Source organism: Halomonas sp. TA22 (assembly GCF_013009075.1).
In the GTDB taxonomy this organism is placed as follows: Bacteria; Pseudomonadota; Gammaproteobacteria; order Pseudomonadales; family Halomonadaceae; genus TA22.
Genome location: NZ_CP053108.1, coordinates 1,170,903 through 1,187,926, shown reverse-complemented (window position 1 = coordinate 1,187,926; position 17,024 = coordinate 1,170,903). Strand labels below are relative to the sequence as shown.

At 53.5% G+C, this 17,024-nt stretch carries 16 protein-coding genes and 1 pseudogene; 8 read left to right on the top strand and 9 right to left on the bottom strand.

Annotated features, from left to right (window positions below):
• Position 1: 1 nt before the first annotated feature.
• On the bottom strand, positions 2–1,450 hold the full coding sequence (leuC, locus tag HJD22_RS05520) for a 3-isopropylmalate dehydratase large subunit (RefSeq protein ID WP_208653759.1): 1,449 nt from the start codon (positions 1,448–1,450) through the stop codon (positions 2–4).
• A gap of 155 nt (positions 1,451–1,605) precedes the next feature.
• Between leuC and HJD22_RS05515 the strand changes: the two genes are divergently transcribed.
• The gene (locus HJD22_RS05515) at positions 1,606–2,493 is read left to right on the top strand and encodes a LysR family transcriptional regulator (protein ID WP_208653758.1); all 888 of its coding nucleotides are present in this window, start codon (positions 1,606–1,608) and stop codon (positions 2,491–2,493) included.
• A gap of 72 nt (positions 2,494–2,565) precedes the next feature.
• On the top strand, positions 2,566–3,933 hold the full coding sequence (locus HJD22_RS05510; RefSeq protein ID WP_248730114.1) for a hypothetical protein: 1,368 nt from the start codon (positions 2,566–2,568) through the stop codon (positions 3,931–3,933).
• A 47-nt stretch (positions 3,934–3,980) separates the two neighbouring features.
• On the opposite strand, the gene HJD22_RS05505 is transcribed toward HJD22_RS05510, so the two are convergent.
• The gene (locus HJD22_RS05505; RefSeq protein WP_208653757.1) at positions 3,981–4,499 is read right to left on the bottom strand and encodes a zinc ribbon-containing protein; all 519 of its coding nucleotides are present in this window, start codon (positions 4,497–4,499) and stop codon (positions 3,981–3,983) included.
• A gap of 94 nt (positions 4,500–4,593) precedes the next feature.
• Positions 4,594–5,580 carry an O-antigen ligase gene (locus HJD22_RS05500; RefSeq protein ID WP_248730113.1) on the bottom strand — a complete coding sequence of 329 codons (987 nt, stop codon included), beginning with the start codon at positions 5,578–5,580 and terminating at the stop codon, positions 4,594–4,596.
• A 457-nt stretch (positions 5,581–6,037) separates the two neighbouring features.
• On the opposite strand from HJD22_RS05500, the gene HJD22_RS05495 reads away from it, so the two are divergent.
• Positions 6,038–6,211, top strand: a complete 174-nt coding sequence (locus tag HJD22_RS05495; RefSeq protein WP_208653755.1) for a hypothetical protein — start codon at positions 6,038–6,040, stop codon at positions 6,209–6,211.
• A 73-nt stretch (positions 6,212–6,284) separates the two neighbouring features.
• Here the strand turns inward: HJD22_RS05495 and HJD22_RS05490 are convergent, their stop codons facing one another.
• Together HJD22_RS05490 and HJD22_RS05485 are read right to left on the bottom strand one after the other, a co-directional pair.
• Positions 6,285–8,111, bottom strand: a complete 1,827-nt coding sequence (locus tag HJD22_RS05490; RefSeq protein WP_208653754.1) for an ABC transporter ATP-binding protein — start codon at positions 8,109–8,111, stop codon at positions 6,285–6,287.
• Between the two features lie 15 nt (positions 8,112–8,126).
• The gene (locus tag HJD22_RS05485; protein WP_208653753.1) at positions 8,127–9,356 is read right to left on the bottom strand and encodes a nucleotidyltransferase family protein; all 1,230 of its coding nucleotides are present in this window, start codon (positions 9,354–9,356) and stop codon (positions 8,127–8,129) included.
• Between the two features lie 226 nt (positions 9,357–9,582).
• Between HJD22_RS05485 and HJD22_RS05480 the strand changes: the two genes are divergently transcribed.
• From HJD22_RS05480 to HJD22_RS05460, 5 genes and pseudogenes are all read left to right on the top strand, one after another.
• Complete coding sequence (locus HJD22_RS05480) at positions 9,583–10,053, top strand: lasso peptide biosynthesis B2 protein (RefSeq protein ID WP_208653752.1); 471 nt, start codon at positions 9,583–9,585, stop codon at positions 10,051–10,053.
• 73 nt (positions 10,054–10,126) lie between these two features.
• A complete protein-coding gene (locus HJD22_RS05475) occupies positions 10,127–10,429 on the top strand; it encodes a PqqD family peptide modification chaperone (RefSeq protein ID WP_208653751.1) in 303 nt (100 codons plus the stop codon).
• Between the two features lie 187 nt (positions 10,430–10,616).
• Positions 10,617–10,781, top strand: coding sequence for a hypothetical protein (locus HJD22_RS05470; protein ID WP_208653750.1), 165 nt, complete (start codon positions 10,617–10,619; stop codon positions 10,779–10,781).
• A gap of 268 nt (positions 10,782–11,049) precedes the next feature.
• Positions 11,050–11,202: a hypothetical protein gene (locus HJD22_RS05465; protein WP_208653749.1), complete on the top strand. Its 153-nt coding sequence runs from the start codon at positions 11,050–11,052 to the stop codon at positions 11,200–11,202.
• A gap of 195 nt (positions 11,203–11,397) precedes the next feature.
• A pseudogene (locus tag HJD22_RS05460) lies at positions 11,398–12,408 on the top strand (IS630 family transposase).
• A gap of 18 nt (positions 12,409–12,426) precedes the next feature.
• On the opposite strand, the gene HJD22_RS05455 reads toward HJD22_RS05460, so the two are convergent.
• The 4 genes from HJD22_RS05455 to galE all read right to left on the bottom strand — a co-directional run bounded on the left by HJD22_RS05455 (position 12,427) and on the right by galE (position 17,024).
• The gene (locus HJD22_RS05455; protein WP_208653748.1) at positions 12,427–14,496 is read right to left on the bottom strand and encodes an asparagine synthase-related protein; all 2,070 of its coding nucleotides are present in this window, start codon (positions 14,494–14,496) and stop codon (positions 12,427–12,429) included.
• A complete protein-coding gene (locus HJD22_RS05450) occupies positions 14,493–14,783 on the bottom strand; it encodes a PqqD family protein (protein ID WP_208653747.1) in 291 nt (96 codons plus the stop codon). The genes HJD22_RS05455 and HJD22_RS05450 overlap by 4 nt, the downstream gene beginning before the upstream one ends.
• Positions 14,776–15,798, bottom strand: coding sequence for a hypothetical protein (locus HJD22_RS05445; protein ID WP_208653746.1), 1,023 nt, complete (start codon positions 15,796–15,798; stop codon positions 14,776–14,778). Before HJD22_RS05445 ends, HJD22_RS05450 begins: the two co-directional genes overlap by 8 nt.
• A gap of 146 nt (positions 15,799–15,944) precedes the next feature.
• Complete coding sequence (gene galE, locus HJD22_RS05440; protein WP_208653745.1) at positions 15,945–17,024, bottom strand: UDP-glucose 4-epimerase GalE; 1,080 nt, start codon at positions 17,022–17,024, stop codon at positions 15,945–15,947.

The window sequence follows — 17,024 nt, the reverse complement described above, 5'->3', positions numbered from 1 at the left end:
CTCAGGCCTCCTGAACGGCTTGGGTGTCGCCAGAGAACAGGCGAACGTCGACGAAGTGGCCGGCAATGGCGGCAGCGGCAGCCATTGCCGGGCTGACCAGGTGGGTACGCCCGCCGTAGCCTTGGCGGCCTTCGAAGTTACGATTCGAGGTCGAGGCGCAGTGCTCGCCGGCGCCGAGCTTGTCGGCGTTCATTGCCAGACACATGGAGCAGCCCGGCTCGCGCCACTCGAAACCCGCCTCGATGAATACCTTGTCGAGCCCCTCCGCCTCGGCCTGGCGTTTCACCAGGCCGGAGCCAGGCACCACCATGGCAAGCTTGATGCTATTGGCCACCCGCTTGCCGCGTGCGACCTTGGCCGCCTCGCGCAGGTCCTCGATGCGCGAGTTGGTGCAGGAGCCGATGAACACCTTGTCGAGACGGATATCGGTGATCTTCTGTCGTGGAGCAAGTCCCATGTATTCAAGTGCTCGGGTGTAGCCCCGCTGCACCGTTTCATCCGGTGCCTCGGTGGGGTCTGGCACCTCACCGGAGATGCCGGTGACCATCTCGGGGCTGGTTCCCCAGCTCACCTGGGGCTCGATTGCGGCGGCGTCGAGCTCCACCACCTTGTCGAAGACGGCCTCCTCATCGGAGACCAGCTGGCGCCACTCGGCCACGGCAGCGTCCCAATGCTCGGCGGTGGGCGCATAGGGGCGATCGCGGAGGTAGTCGATGGTGATGTCATCGACGGCAATCAAGCCGACACGGGCACCGGCCTCGATCGCCATGTTGCACACCGTCATACGCCCTTCCATGGAGAGATCACGAATCGCGCTGCCGGCAAATTCGATGGCGTAGCCGGTACCGCCAGCGGTGCCGATCCTGCCGATGATCGCCAGCACGATGTCCTTGGCGGTGACACCGGCACCGAGCTTGCCCTCGACGCGTACCTGCATGTTCTTCATCTTCTGTGCCAGCAGGCACTGGGTCGCCAGGACGTGCTCGACCTCAGAGGTGCCGATACCGTGGGCAAGCGCCCCAAAGGCACCGTGAGTGGCAGTGTGCGAGTCGCCGCAGACCACGGTCATCCCCGGCAATGTGGCGCCCTGCTCCGGCCCGACCACGTGCACGATACCCTGGCGAGCGTCATTGATGCGAAACTCTTCGATCCCGAAGGCCTCGCAGTTGTCGTCGAGCGTCTGGACCTGGATCAGCGATACGGGATCCTTGATTCCGGCATTGCCCTCGGCACGCTCGAGAATCGTAGTCGGCACGTTATGGTCGGGGGTCGCCAGGTTGGCATCCAGACGCCACGGCTTGCGCGAGGCCAGGCGCAGCCCTTCGAAGGCCTGCGGCGAGGTGACCTCATGCAGCAATTGTCTGTCGATATAGATCAGCGCAGTGCCGTCATCGCGCTCCTTTACCAGGTGCTGCGACCACAACTTGTCATAAAGCGTCTGGCCTGCCATCTCTCGTCTCCCACGGTATTGCCCGACGCTCTGCCGTCGTCGAGGCCGCTCTGTTTATCGTGACTTGAGGTTACGGCGCACAACTCATAAAATCAATTCATGTTATTTATTCAATTAATTCCCAAATGGAATTCAGGAACTGCAGTGAGTGACTAATGGATACTCAAAGTCTAGAGGCCTTTCTCGCCGTGGCCGATCGTGGCTCCTTTTCTCTGGCCGGCGAGCAGTTGCACCTGACGCAACCGGCGGTAAGCAAGCGCATCGCGAATCTTGAGGATCAACTCGGCCGTCGCCTTTTCGACCGCATCGGACGACGCGTCACCCTGACCGAAGCCGGGCGCCTGCTGCTGCCTCGCGCCCGCGAGATTCTGCTAATGGTCAATGATAGCCGGCGGGCGCTCTCCAACCTGGCCGGCGACGTGGGCGGCAGTCTGACCATGGCCACAAGCCATCATGTCGGTTTGCATCGCCTGCCGCCGATTCTCAAGGCCTATACCCAAGCGCACCCCGAGGTACGCATGGACATGCGCTTTCTCGACTCCGAGCAGGCGTATCAGGATGTCCTCGATGGTGAGCTGGAGATCGCAGTGGTCACGCTAGCCCCGGCCCCCGATCCGCAACTCACCGTGGTTCCGGTATGGATCGACCGGCTACGTTTCGTGTGCGGCCGGGAGCACCCCCTGGCAGGACGCGAGCAGCTCGAACTCTCGGCGCTTTCGGCTTACGACGCCGTACTGCCGGGCCACTTGACCTTCACCCGTGGGATCGTCGTCGACACGTTCGCACGGGACGGTCTCAAGGTGAATGTCGCGCTCTCCACCAACTACCTGGAAACTTTGAAAATGATGGTCGCGATCGGGCTTGGCTGGAGTGTGCTGCCCGAGACGCTGATCGATGATGAGGTGCATGTCCTGCCCATTGCCCACCGTCCTATCGAGCGGCCGCTGGGCTACTTGGTTCACAAGAGCCGCACGCTATCGAATGCCGCGCGCTCGATGCTGGAGATGCTGGAGTGCGCTCGCAGCGACGAAGCGAAGGGCTGACAGCGACGTCGCTTGCCGTGGGCCAGAATCCATAGGATGCTAACTTACTTACTCTCTGCCAAGGAGACCTGAATGCCCCGCCAGGACGCGCTACCGACCCAGGGCCCCATCGAAGCGTCCAGCTCTCGCCAGGCCTGCGCGGGCTTCATCATCTTGGGGGGATTGTTGTGGCAGATTCTGCTCTTTACCGGCGCGCCACTCAGCCCGCTGCCGGTCGGCTATGCGCTATGGCTGGCGGTCCTCCTGCTGTGGCGCGACATCCCCACCCGTACACGTCGCCAGGCGGGTATCCTGGCAGGACTAGGACTGGGCATGCTGCTGGTGGCGAGCCTGTACTATCACGCCGAGATTGCGTGGCCTCGTATGCTGCATGGCAATACTTATGTGGTGGCCATGCTGGTCGGGGTGAGTTTCATTAGCCTGATCGGACCTGCTCGGCCACAACGGCGCACTATCAATGGCCGGCGCGGCACCGCCAGCACCTGGCTGAGCGTGCATCTACTCGGTGCGATCCTCAACCTCTCCACGGTATTCATGGTCGGTGACCGCCTCAAGGCGCTGAGTCAGGCCGGCCAACGTGACCAGGCCCAACCATCGCTGAGTGAACCGCAATTGCTCGCGCTCAACCGAGGCCTCTCGAGTGCCGCGTTCTGGTCGCCGTTCTTCGCTTCGATGGGCGTGGTCATGAGCCTGGCACCACAGATGGACTTTGCCTGGATCCTGGCATTCGGTCTGCCGCTTGGCGCCCTGTCGGGAGTGTTGACCAGCTTCGAGCTGGGGCGGCGCTTCGACCTGAGCATGACACCGGGCTTCGCCATGTCGCCAGGCAACCTGCTGATGCCGATAGTCATGGCCGCGCTGGTGATGCTGTTTCACTATGGTCTGACGCCGGAGCTGACCATTGTCAGCATCATCACCTTCCTGCTACCTGCCGCGGCACTGATCACCAACCTGCCTCGCGGCGTGGCCTGGACACGGCGCAGACTGCTCAACCATACCCGCCAACGGCTACCCGGCATGCGCGGCGAACTCACGCTGTTCCTGGCCGCTGGTCTGTTCACGCTGGGGCTTTCGGGGCTGATCGATTCCGCCACCGGTGGTGAATGGGTGTTATTTGCCCATTTCGGGGCGACCGAGGCGACGCTTAGCTATGTGGCGATCGTGCTTAGCGCGCTTGCAGGATTACATCCTATCATCGGCGTCTCGATACTGGCCTCGATGCTCGACCTGGAGGGCAGCCGTTATACGCTTCTGGCCTTCGTGTCCCTGGCCTCCTGGGCGGTAGGCACCTCGGTGGGACCGTTATCGGGCATCAATCTCTCGCTGCAGGGGCGCTATGGCATCAGTGGCTATCGCACCATGCGCCTCAACGCCCCTTATGCCCTCGTCATGTCACTGGCGGTAGTCGCCGCGATCGCCCTGCTCGATCAGCTGTTGTGAGATTCGATCAGGACACAACTGTCAGTTGTAGCAACCATGACGGGAGATCAAGCCGTCGAGGCACGGGCAAAGTAGCGGTGGCCGCACTGATGACAAGGTTCGATCAATTGCACCCCGTCAAGTGTCGCCTGGGCGCCGCAATGCACGCACTCCATACGCCCCGGTGCGGCAATCTCCCCCTCGCAGTAGTCGGCCTGAGCCGCTTCCAGATCCTCGTCCAGTCGCTCGCGCTCGATCTGGCTACGGTCGGCAATCGACAGCAGTGCCTCGCTGACCCGGCGCGACAGTACCGATAGATCGATGCCCAGCCAGCTCGCCACGCTATTGCCACCCGCCGAGAGATAGCGACGCAAATCCTTGAGATCGCGCTCGACCCAGGCCCGCAGCAGTGCCAGTTCGTCCTTGGTGAACTCCTCGAGTTCGGACTCGAACTCCACCGCCTCGTCGAGATCCCTTTGCAGATTTTCCCATGAGAGTTCCTCGGCCCCCTCCTGCATACGCGCGAGCATACGCTCGTAACCCTCACGCAAACGGTGCTCCTGCCTATTTTCGTTGCGTTCGTTCATAACGGGCTCCTAGCTCTACTGTCGAGAAAGACCTCATCTTTACATATTCCGCGATCCCCAGACCATGCTTTGGCACTGCCACCGCCTGAATCGATCAGCGCGGCTTTTCATAGGCTCGCAATGCCACCCAGCAGGCAATGCAAAGTCCGAGATACCCGCTCAGCCCACGCGCATCCCGGAGCATCGATTGCGTCATGCCGAATGCAAAGAAGGCAATGGGAACCATCATGCCGGCCACGGCGAGCAGCTGAAACCCCGCACATGCCTCGGTCCGCCGTAGCCGTGACCAGAAGAGCCAAAGCGGGACACCATATAAGACAAGCAGTGTCGCGAGTCCGATTAATCCCCGCCGCGCGGCGGTATCGATAATGTCGTTATGCAACTGGTCATGTATGACCACCCGGTCATAGATCCTGCCCTGTGCGATAAGCACGTCACGCTGCGCCTCGACCCCACCCTCTCCCCACCCTAGTAGCGGCCGCTCGATCAGCAACAGGCCGCCTGCGCGCCAAAGCTCCACACGTATTCCCAGGGAGTTACCGGGGCGATCCTGCTGCCAGTAGCGCTGTGCTTCACTTGCTACCAGCGTCACCCGCTCAACCACGCCGCTTTGCGGAAGCAGTGAGAAGAGCAACACTGTGAACATCACTCCACACGACAATAGATTGAGTCGCCGAGCAGGCATGATGCCAAGGGCTGCTCGATAGACGAGCAGGAGCAGAAGAGGCAGCGCAATCCATCCCCCCCGCGTACCGGAGAGCAGGGAGCCACTCAGGCCCAAAAGCGCAGCCAACGACGCCGCGGCGACCAGCCACCAACGCTGGGGTCGACCACGGCGCAAGCACCAGAGCGTGGCCAGCAACGACAGCGTGCCCAATAACAGCGCCAGGTTGCCAAAAGGAATGGCATTCATTCCATTGCTGGCCCGTGATTGGCCCAATACCATTCGCTCGAAGATGGCAATGCCACCGGCTCCAAGGGCTCCGCAGCATACCCCCCACCACAACAGCCGTACACTTGGCGCAAAACTACGCAGCCACAGCAGCAGCAGTGCTGCCCACCATGGCCACAAAGCAAGCAACACCCCCTCCCCCCTCGCCCCCATGGGCCACTGCCCGCTCCGCCAGACATCCATTAGCCAAACCAAGCCAAAGACAAGAAAGCTCATGACCAGCCAAGCATCATCCCGATCGAGCATTCCGCATGACGTTCGTCGCCACGCCACTCCCGCCGCCATCACTCCCAGAGCGATGAGAGGAATCCAGGCATAAGCCCATTGAAAGACGATCAACAGTGCAAGAAACGCGAATAGAAGTATGCCGTTAATGCTTCGCCAAAGATGATGCCTCATACGTTTACTACTCCATCGTCATTCGGGAATCCATTCCTGTCGATAGCTTACCAACTTATTAATGACGCACTTTATTATCAGCAATGTAACTAAAATTAACCTTAATTGACATTTATACACAATTGAGCAATCCTAGAAAATGCCGCCGTCGAGCGGCCTCATAAAGGATACAACGGAGAGTTTCTCAATGAGTCTCGAGCGTGCAACACAACAAGGCAAGAGTGCGTGGGTCACACCGGAGTTGACCAACATGAGCGTTGAAGAGACGCTATATGGGCAGAAGTGGCACTATTACTGGCATTGGAAAAAGAAGTGGTGGAGCGGACACGACAAAGAAAAAGATATCATTGGTCAGTCGTGACATTCATCTCCCGGGGCCTTGCGCCCCGGGAACCTAAGATTAACCACTACCTCACATGATGAAGCTAGCCATATCAGGCATCGACTTCCCGATAATAATGCGCCTGCTGGCTGAATAGCTCACTGTACATCCCCTGTTCGCGGATCAGATCATCATGGGTTCCCGCTTCGCGAATGACACCGTTATCCATCACATAGATATAATCCGCCATCCTTACCGTGGAGAGTCGGTGACTGATGACCAACGCCCCTCGATGATCGATACGCTCTCGAAAATTTTCGAAGAGCTCGAACTCGGCCCCAGGATCCAGGGCACTGGTCGGCTCATCGAGAATGATGACATGTGAACGATGCATAAAGGCCCGTGCCAGCGCGACCTTCTGCCACTGCCCGATGCTCAGCTCCTGCCCATCGTCGAACATGCGTGTCAATGGCGTATCGTACTGCTTCTTGAGATTCTGTATGAATGGATCCGCCCCCGCCTTCAAGGCAGCCTCCCTGACGGCCGGCGTGTCGGCAGGCTGTCTGATATCACCGAAGCGGATATTGTCTCGTACCGTCGTGGCGTAGTGGGAGTAATCCTGGAATATCACGCTGAAGATCCGACGATAATCCTCAAGGCCATACTCTTTGACATCGATTCCATCTAGGGTAATGCGGCCACTCGTCGGTTCATAAAGACGACAAAGCAACTTGATAAGCGAGGTCTTTCCCGAGCCATTGGCCCCGACCAAGGCGACGATCTGACCAGGGCGAATCGAGAGGTCGATCCCCTTTAGGACTTGATTGTTGGTCCCGGGATAGCTGAACGCTACGTTCTCGAAACGAACCCCCTCCTTCAGCGTATCGGGGATCGTGCGAGGCGCTTCCGGTTCGGCAATGACGGGCTTGATATCGAGAAACTCGAATAGCAATCCCATATAGAGGTGGTCCTCGTAGAGTTTCGAAAGCTGCTGAACCAGCTCCTGCCCCATCGTTTGAGCACGTTGGAAAATCAGCAAGAACAACACCAGGTCGCCTACCGTGTTGCGTCCTTCCGCCGTTTGCCAGGCGAGATACGCCAACGAACCGAAAAAAGCCATAGAGGCAATGCTCGCAACGGCAAGCTCAACCTTGGTCCGCCGCTGGGTAATGCGCATGCGCTCGCTTCTGATCACGCCGCGCAACTCGGCATACTGACGTTTCAGATAGTCGCCCAACTGGTTGAGCCGCAGCTCCTTGGCATTGACATCCGAGGTCATCAACCAGTCAAGATAACCTGCCCGTCGCTCGAGCTGTGTGCGACGTCGCTGCCATTCGTAGAGATAGCGGGTGAAGTAGATACGTACCAGCAAGGCGGGCAGAATCGCGATCAGCAGTACGGGAAGGAGTAGCCAATTGATGGTGACGATGAGAACGACGACGGCGGCCAACATGAGGGAGTTCTTGCACAGCATCATCAAGTTGCTGACGACCTGCGCTGGCCGCTGATTGCCCGATTGGCGTGCTCTTTCCAGCGTATCGTGGTAGAGCGGACTTTCGTAGAAGGCAAGATCGGCATTCACGGCACGGGTATGCATTTCGTGGTCGACATAATCGGCAACGATCATCCCCTGCGCTTCACGCGCAAGACTGGAGACGCCCCGACTGGCAATAAAGGCTAGCGTCGCGCCCCCCGTCAAGGCCACATACCACAGCACCTGCTCCAACCCGACGCCACTCCCACCACCGTCTCCGCCCAGCATGTGAGTGACTACATCCACCAACTGCTTGAGCAAATAGAGCGTGGCCAAGCCGAAGGTGACCTCCAGCGCCATCATCATTGTGCTGAGTAGTGTCCACTTGGGACTGCTCTGCCAGAGCATAGGCAAGATACGTCGCAGAGAGAGCAGCGGCGCCATGACTTTTTCGGTTTTTATCATGCGATAAGACCCTGATTAAGTGGAGGCTTTTTCGACAACCAAGTGTTTATAGGCCTTTCGGAATGGTCCCGTACCCCGATAGATCCATTGCCACCTAGGTGCCAGCGGCCAGGCAAGATAGTCGTCATAGCTGACCCAGAAAAAGCGCGTCCACCCCAGGTATTGCCAGCGCAGGCGGTAGGCCATATTGGCCTGCCAGGTAAAGGAGTAGTCCGGCATCACTTTGGTCTTGCGCAGCTCAAGCTCCGCTTCATACCCCCCTTGAAGGGCGACAAGGCATGCGCCGACCATCTCCTTGCCATGCTCTGAGAGCATCTTCTCATCCCAAGGCATTGGTGTGGCCATCGCGCGATACAGCTCAAGTGATGCATTTACCGTAGTGACGAGATCAAGCCTCTCTGCATGACGATAGACCTCATCAAGGTCAAAATCGGCATGACGCTGAATGGCATCCATATCTGCCAACCAGTGCAAGTGTGACCAATAGTGCTTGGTATGGTGCAAACAGATATAGACAAACAGCTCGGAGGTCGGCATGACTTGGATGGCGGTATCATTGAACCGATAATGCTCTCCATTCGCGATCAGCTTGCTGGAGTCATAGATCGAGCCCGTATTGTCGATCTTCTGATGAAGCTCGATCAACACACCATGGGGAGAGACAAGGCTAATGACCTTGCGCACCTTTGACACGAACTCCAGACTCGTGCGGTCACGCTTCAAATCACTGGGGTCGTGGGCTATATAACCCTGTGCCAACGCATGATCGATAAGCTCGGCCATGCGCTCACGAGCGATCAATACATCGATATCTCGGCAAAACCGCATGGCAGGATCATCATAGTAGCGCGCTGCCAGCGTAGGCCCCTTGAAAAAGAGATGCGGTATCTTCAACGGCTCGAGCAGATCTCGCACCAGGGACTGCTGGGCCGCTGCGACACGAAGCCCATGCTGCACCACAAACATGCATTTCAACTTCATGGCATTCAGCTGCTCGGGAGGCATACTGTCAGGTGACAGACGGCGCAAATGGCGATAGACGAGAGGCAACAAGAAGCATGCTTGAGCACGGCGTATGACCTCACCCCAATCGTCTACCTGCTGGCACAGCTGCAATACGCTTTCTTTCTGCGCTTCAGACAGTTCCAATCGTGCCAGCAGCAGCAGCAGCCTTAGCGCAGTGTCCGGCGGGGAAAGAGTCGATGGCACAGTCATGAAATCATCCCTGACATGGTCTTGAATCATGGCCCATGATGCCTCATAGGTCATGACACAGGCTTACGTTATAGAAACATTATGTTACCATAAGGTTTGTGTTCTCGCCAGGCACGAAAAGGTGCACTCCAGTATCTGCATGCTGACGCCTCAAACGGATAACAAGCCACTATCAGCCAGAGAGGCAACACTGCTCTGAATGGAAGGCACCACATGGATAGCTGCATTCTTATTATCGATGGCCAAGGATATCGCCATGAGTAAATTTCGCCGCTTTCGTCAACTCTCTGCCAACCGCAAGCTGATGCTATTGGAAGCAGCTGCCCTGTTACCTGTCGCCTGGTTCATGGTGCGAGCCTTGCCCTTCCGCTGGTGGTCCCATCGCCTTGGTTCAAGCACGCCGGGGGAATCCGACCCTAGACAGCATGCCTCGGTCGGTGCAAGTGCAAGTGCAAGTGAAATCAGTCGATCGGTCCAGATCATCAACCGCCTTGCCTTTGGCCGCTTCACATGCCTCATGTTGGCCATGGCAGCACAGTGGATGCTGAATCGGCGCAAGATTTCCAGCAGTCTGGTATTGGGCACCCTGACCGAGCGCAGTGATGACGACCGCTTAGTAATGAAGGCTCACGCCTGGTTGCGCGTAAACGCTCAAACCGTGCTCGGACACCATAATGGCCGATATACACCAATTACAAGCTACCTAAGAAATTACCAAGAAGAATAGTTATAAATAGCCATCAAAAATAATGTCTGATCGACATAAAAGTTTCATGTAATTAATATAATGAGGGGGTGTCATGAAGATTCAAGATAGGGTATCAAAAAATGATGGGCAATTGAGCTCCCCGGTTGACGACGATCTAGTCATCTTTAGCCCTAACAATGGCATGTACTACGGTACCCAAGCGGTGGGACAAAGGATCTGGTCCTTGATCGAGGAAAACACTTACGTTGAAGATATCTGCCGCCAGATCGAAGTGGAGTATGAAGTCAGTAAGGAGACCTGCCAGAAGGAGGTGCTCAATTTCCTCCTGCAGCTTGAGACGGAGAGGTTAATTCGTATTGAGACAAGCTCGAGTTGTATTAGCGATCACGGATAACACGCTGAGAGAACGGCTTTCTTAATGAGGATTGCCCTACATAAATCACAAAAACCCAAGGCTCCCGGCATTATAAAAACCATCACCGCAAATGACAAAAAGCGTATTGGAGTCAACTCTCAAAATGCTATGCTAAGATGGTAACAAAAGGTAACACTCATTTCATCGCAACCGCTAAGGTGAGAATATGGATATCAAGAGATCACACAGCAAGATGGCTTTTGAGCAACCGCGTATCGAGCGTGTCGGTACTGTTGGGGAAATCACTCTGCAAGGCGGGGCTATTCAAGTGACTGACGTTCCTCAAGGTACGCCCGTCGATGGTAACCTCGATAACGTATTGGGCTCTTAATAAGCCAAACACGCCTAGGCATTAACTCTAAAGTTATTGTTCATGGCGTTTTCAGTACCATTTAGAATCAATATTTTGCTGTGCTGAAGAGACTATAAACTCATCAGCACAGCTTTTATGCATTGGAAATGCCAAAAGCTTAGCTACCACGCCATTGTAGTGTTAAATTCATTGAACATGTTCCATTTCTTCTTGTCCACAGCTCCCAACCTGCTATGCTAATAGAGCAACGCCGTATTATCTACCTATCAACATGGGAACGCATATCATGGACAAGCAACAAGCCATTAAACAAGCTTTCGAATTGCCGACAATTGAGCGGGTGGGTACCGTAGGGGAAATGACTCTGCAAAACAGTGCTATGCAAATCACTGACGTGCCGATCGGCTCTCCAGTAGGAACCTCGGCATATGATTCTTGATTTGTTGCTAGCGTAAGAACACAAGCGCTGGGCAGCGACATCCCCAGATAGCAATCTGGATGAGGCCGCTTCTCAGCGCTTTCTTCAAGAGCCATCGATTCGTTATTTTATTGCTTATTGTTTCCCATATAAGTACCTAAACACAAATTTTCCGCTATGCTTATAGCTCTGCCCCGTTGAACCAGGACGATGAGCATGAAATTCCGCTTTGTGCCGCCCCTATCCGACGTTGACCGTCAGGCATTGATGAAACCTACACCTATGGAAAGAAACCGGCCATGCGTCGGCGGGCTCATGCCATCGTGCTGAGCCACCAGGGCCATACCATCAACCAGATCTGTCAGATTCTCTCCGTCACCCGCGAGACGGTCTCGCTCTGGTTCGACGCCTGGGAGGCACAGGGTCTCGAAGGGCTTCGGGACAAACCGCGCACGGGTCGCCCTGCCATCTACAGTGGTTCGGAGCGGGAACGGTTACTTGAACTCGCCCAGGAGCAACCTCATCAGTTGAAGGCCGTCCAGGCACGACTCCAGCAGGAAACCGGGAAACGCTCCTGCACCATGACGCTCAAGCGAGCATTAAAAAAATCTGGGGTATAGCTTCAAGCGCACCCGGCGATCCCTGAAAGGCCGGCGTGACGAGACGGACTTCCGTCATACACAAGGCCTGCTGGCTGAGCTTCAGCGTTGGGAGGATCGGGGCGAGACGGAACTGTATTACTTCGACGAGTCAGGCTTTGCTCAGTCCTCCGCCTTGCCTTACGCCTGGAGTCCTGTCGGCCACCCCCGGGAAATACCCGCCTACTCGCACAGTCAGCGCCTGAACGTGCTGGGCTTCTTGAGTCGTCAGGGCAAACTGATCTACTACTCGACGATGGCGACAATCACGACCGTGGTCATCGAGGCCTTCGACCGCCTGGTTGCCCAGAAGTCGCCGGACGCCTTTGCCATCGTGGTGCTGGACAATGCCAGTGTTCATCGCTCGGCTCGCTTCCAGCGCAAGCGACTGGACTGGCTGAACCAGCGGGTTCATGTCGTCTATCTCTCGACGTATTCGCCAGAATTGAACCTGATCGAGATTCTCTGGCGCAAAGTCAAGTATGAGTGGCTGCCGTTGACGGCTTACGAAAGCTTCTCGTCCTTGAAAGACCATGTGCACAAGGTGCTGTCAGGCTATGGCAACGAATACCGGATCAATTTTGTATAGGTACTTAACGATAGCAATCTACCCTATTAATAGCGTTCTGTTTGTTGAACTCCCGACAGAGCTATTGAATGTTTCTCTAAGACTCAACCAGCGTCTCAAGCACCAGATAGACCAGAGATCTGCCTGTGAAGCATATATATTATCGTCATGAGGATTATAATTTTTTATCATACTATCCACCCCTTTGGCAGAAAAGAATTGCCAAATTTCTTCATCAGGCCGCTGAACCGCTTCCTTGAGATCAGCAAAGCATTGCCCAACGATAATGCCTTCAACACTGGGTGCAAGGTTAGATTTTTCACGTCTCTTACCGATGCTCGCAGGATAAATATCCTTCATTGCAGCACGAAGTATTAACCTGGTCCATCCGTTATCCAACTTGTTGTCGGCCGGTAGCGCCAGGCAAAATTCGATCAAGCGCTGGTCCATGAACGGAAAGCGTGTCTCAATATTGTTCAGCTCCGAAATCGAATGAGTGTATTCGAAATATTGCTCATTAACACCACTGGTAAGAAAAGAGTGTTGCGCCTGATTTTCTGATATATAGCGTTGTCTAGAGGATAGATAATCCTGAAGATACTCTTTATATCCGGTTTCGTTGATGAAACTTTCATCCAGCTGATCTGCTGAATATCGTCCCAATCTGTCTTTGACTATGACATTACCAGGCTTAGCGCCCTTATTTACACCCAGCTTTCTCATCCATGGTTTCACCATGTTCTGTTTAACTAAGTGGCGTGCATTGATCCGCATTCGATACGCAAGTAGAAATACTGCGCATATGACTTCTATCGAAACTTTTTTATTTGACTTTTCTTGCAGGATGGCTTTTCCAAAAGTAGTAAATATGCCTTCATCAGGATTTTTATAAAAAGCCCCATAGATATCAGAAATACTTTTCGCCTGATCTATAAACGAATTCCACTTTCCAGCTACAGCAAGCTCAGTCAATCTATACAAGCCATGAGATGCAACATTATCACCATCGACTCCATTTAATATTACATTGCACCCGTCATGCTTGGCGAGCTCTTGAATCCGCATGACAATCCTAATATTTGCAGCATGATGACAATCTCCATGCGCAAGAATACTCTTATCATAATAATCAACAACGCTCAGCGCTTCAGCATTTATTGACTGATTTAATATTCCTGACTCTTCATTGACCTTGTTAATATAAAAAGATTCATCACACTCAGGGTTGCTAGGAAAGAGTGCTGAATAAGATCTGAGCCGCCCTCTGTCCAATAGGGCAGCAGAGGAGCAGATAGCGGACGAATCGTGCCCGCCACTTAGCTCGATGCCAACATTGCCAGGACAATCCATTCTCGTTCGAATACTGTCCATGAAAAGTTCGCGAAAGCGAAGCGAATTTTGTTCTAATGTCCCTTCAATTTCTGGCATATCATTGTTCAAATGCCAGTATTCTTCGATGCAAGGACCTTTGTCAGGAGTAGCGACTAATGTATGCCCTGCTTGGAGTCGAAATATACCCTCGAAGAAGGTCAGAGATGTTTCTCTCTCAATCCCCTGCAACCATAGAATAGCTCTTTTCTTGTTTACTTCTGGCAAAAAACCAATGGAAGATATCAACACTCTCAGATTATTTGAAAACCATAGCCCATATTTATTCTTGTGGTAATAAAACGGTCGAACGCCTAAGCGGTCTCGAGCACAAAAAAGCTCCCTTTTACTCTCGTCCCACAAAGCAAAAGAAAAATCACCAGTAATATTTTCTATGCACTTCTTCTGCCATTTACCATAGGCACTTCCAATCAGCCGAGCGTGATCAGTAGTGCTCTTATCATGATTGGCAAGGATCAGGCCGCTTTTCAATTCATTGACATTATCTAGGCGGGCACTGGATAGCAGTATCACCCCATTATTCCTAATGGAGACACCCTCACCATTAAGTACGGGTGGAGCGGTTACATCCTGTGACTGAGTCATGATGACGTTACTTGAGGACCATGACAGCAGCTCTTTCTTGGGGAAAGAAGCAAAAGCGCTTTTAAGTCTAGTCTCTATCTCCTCATGCTGACTTTTAGGTGCCTCGCCTATCCAACCAGAAAAAATTGTCATCATGCCTTCCGTATGGTTATCAGGTCGTACTCACTCAAAGAGACCAACAACCCCTTCACCGAAGCAATACAAGTTTCCATATCAACATCATAAGCAGAAATCACATGATCTACGATTTCTCCTACACTTTTCGGAGTCTCAATGTAGTGCCAAATATAGCGCCCGACAGAGTTAAGGGAATAATAGACGCCCGCCTTTGTATGAAGCACAGCTTCCTCTTCATCAACAGACGCAGAAATTTGTGACTCTATCTTTACTATGATATCGCCCATTGAGATATCCTTATTCATGTTCTTCTCCATTGATACGTTGTAACAGCGGCCTAATGCTTTGATTCATGTCCTTCAAGGACCATGGGCGGCGAAATCGGTAGACCTCGATTTGACCAGCGAGCCGACTAATATTTTGCAATAGCGATTCAGAGCTATTGAATTCACGTCCTACTTCAGGTCGATACAAAGTGGCCATCACAATTTTAAATGCTTCAATACCCTTCATCTTTGTCAGTGTGGCTTCCTCACCATCTTCTCCTCTTTCCAGCATGACAAGTGCTTTCAGCGGCTGAGGTTGACGTTGAAAACCTTTACTGAGCGTTAAATGGTATTTATCTGTACGCGTCAAATCTCGGGTTAGCCCCTGTTTGTCTATGCCTAACGCAGCCAAGGCATCTTTCCATAACTTAACTCGCGGAGGACCAGGATAAAGATAGGGGAGCTCTTCATGAGGTTTGATAACGGCGACGTCATCCGTGACAAGAGGCCACTCCTGGCTGTAATGCAACCAAGCTCCTAGAGTGGATTTACCTGCCCCGGAATGCCCTGTAAAAGCCCACACCCCGTCAGGAGTACTCAAGGCACTTACATGTAATGGTAGCCAGTTGCGCTGATGGAGCAAAATTCCCAGAGCGCTACCAAGAAGATAGAGTCGAATGTCACCGGGAACTACTTCCTTTTCAGGATCTCGCGGGATGCGCCGATCCAGCAGTATTCGTTGGCCTTTCTCAATACGGTAACGGGAAATACCTTCCAATTTCAGTTGGCAGCTTTCATCACTGATCTGTAACCAAGAACCGCTGAACGTCGCGCCCTCTAGTTCTTCATCGACCTTTTGAGTCAGTATCTCGATTTCAGGATCAGTACATTGCTCGATAGCGGGAAGCTCGGGCAGTTCAATTTGAGAAGAAACTGTTAAACCGTAAGTATTATAATAAAATCGTTTATCAACGGGCGGATTGATATTACGTCGATCGTCTTCAGTTAAGTCAGCCCCATTTTCTTGCATCTCGTTTCCCTGAACGTCGCTCAAGATATACACCCTCAGCTTGGTACTAGCATTTTAACCAATCGAAGGACTGGCACGAAACGCTAGATAAATATTTTTAGTATGAGTGAATTGGAGTTACGCGTGTAAGTGAGATAACAGGTAGCTTTGATGAAATCGCAAATGCTAAGTCAACCAGCACTTACTGTTGGGCTAATCTCCCGGTCATTTTCACTTTTGGGCTGATAGCCTTGAGGATTTTGGCTCTGCCAACGCCATGTATCGGCGACCATCGCATCCAATTCACGGCGCGCCTGCCAGCTCAACTCTTTTTCAGCCTTGGAAGCATCTGCCCAGAATGCGGCGATATCACCCTCCCGTCTCGGAGCAAAATAATAGGGTATCTTCTTCCCAGTCACCCGCTGGAATGCCTCTATCACCTGCAAAACACTGTAACCATGTCCAGCGCCTAAGTTGTATTTATGTATACCTACATGCGACAACCTACCTAATGCCATCACGTGCCCCTCCGAAAGGTCCATGACATGTAAATAGTCACGGATGCAGGTGCCGTCTGGAGTCGCGTAGTCATCGCCATATACGGCAAGCTCACTTCTCCGTCCAATAGCGACTTGCGCGATGAAAGGCAACAGGTTATTTGGTATGCCTTGGGGGTCTTCACCCATTAGACCAGAGGGATGGGCGCCAATCGGATTGAAATAGCGCAGTAATACAACCGACCAGCTACTGTCCGCCACACAAAGATCTTCGAGCACCTGCTCTACCATCCCTTTCGATCGACCATAAGGGTTGGCGATCGCGCCTCTTGGTAGAGTCTCCTTATACGGTACAGGTGCATCCATTCCATAAACCGTAGCGGAAGAGCTGAATATCAAACGCTTGACACCGGCCGTCTGCATTGCTTCACAAAGCGCCAATGTACCCAGTACATTATTACGGTAGTATGCCAGAGGTTCTCGTACACTCTCCCCAACGGCTTTAAGGCCTGCAAAATGAATCACAGCCGAGATATTGTAAGTATCGAATACAATTTTCAGACATTCGTCATCAAGCACATCGCCATGAATAAAGTTGACGCTTTTTCCGGTCAGTGACTCGACACGATAAAGCGACTCCCGGCAAGCATTGGATAGGTTATCCAATACGACTACCGTATAGCCTGCTTCGAGCAGTAACAGGGTCGTATGAGAGCCGATATATCCCGCGCCACCGGTAACAAGAATGATCTCGGAAGTTGTACATCCCTGCAT

Coding starts and splice junctions, on each gene's coding strand:
- leuC (WP_208653759.1), bottom strand. CDS start 1,450: ATGGCAGGCCAGACGCTTTATGACAAGTTGTGGTCGCAGCACCTGGTA.
- HJD22_RS05515 (WP_208653758.1), top strand. CDS start 1,606: ATGGATACTCAAAGTCTAGAGGCCTTTCTCGCCGTGGCCGATCGTGGC.
- HJD22_RS05510 (WP_248730114.1), top strand. CDS start 2,566: ATGCCCCGCCAGGACGCGCTACCGACCCAGGGCCCCATCGAAGCGTCC.
- HJD22_RS05505 (WP_208653757.1), bottom strand. CDS start 4,499: ATGAACGAACGCAACGAAAATAGGCAGGAGCACCGTTTGCGTGAGGGT.
- HJD22_RS05495 (WP_208653755.1), top strand. CDS start 6,038: ATGAGTCTCGAGCGTGCAACACAACAAGGCAAGAGTGCGTGGGTCACA.
- HJD22_RS05490 (WP_208653754.1), bottom strand. CDS start 8,111: ATGATAAAAACCGAAAAAGTCATGGCGCCGCTGCTCTCTCTGCGACGT.
- HJD22_RS05485 (WP_208653753.1), bottom strand. CDS start 9,356: ATGATTCAAGACCATGTCAGGGATGATTTCATGACTGTGCCATCGACT.
- HJD22_RS05480 (WP_208653752.1), top strand. CDS start 9,583: ATGAGTAAATTTCGCCGCTTTCGTCAACTCTCTGCCAACCGCAAGCTG.
- HJD22_RS05475 (WP_208653751.1), top strand. CDS start 10,127: ATGAAGATTCAAGATAGGGTATCAAAAAATGATGGGCAATTGAGCTCC.
- HJD22_RS05470 (WP_208653750.1), top strand. CDS start 10,617: ATGGATATCAAGAGATCACACAGCAAGATGGCTTTTGAGCAACCGCGT.
- HJD22_RS05465 (WP_208653749.1), top strand. CDS start 11,050: ATGGACAAGCAACAAGCCATTAAACAAGCTTTCGAATTGCCGACAATT.
- HJD22_RS05455 (WP_208653748.1), bottom strand. CDS start 14,496: ATGATGACAATTTTTTCTGGTTGGATAGGCGAGGCACCTAAAAGTCAG.
- HJD22_RS05450 (WP_208653747.1), bottom strand. CDS start 14,783: ATGAATAAGGATATCTCAATGGGCGATATCATAGTAAAGATAGAGTCA.
- galE (WP_208653745.1), bottom strand. CDS start 17,024: ATGCAGGGATGTACAACTTCCGAGATCATTCTTGTTACCGGTGGCGCG.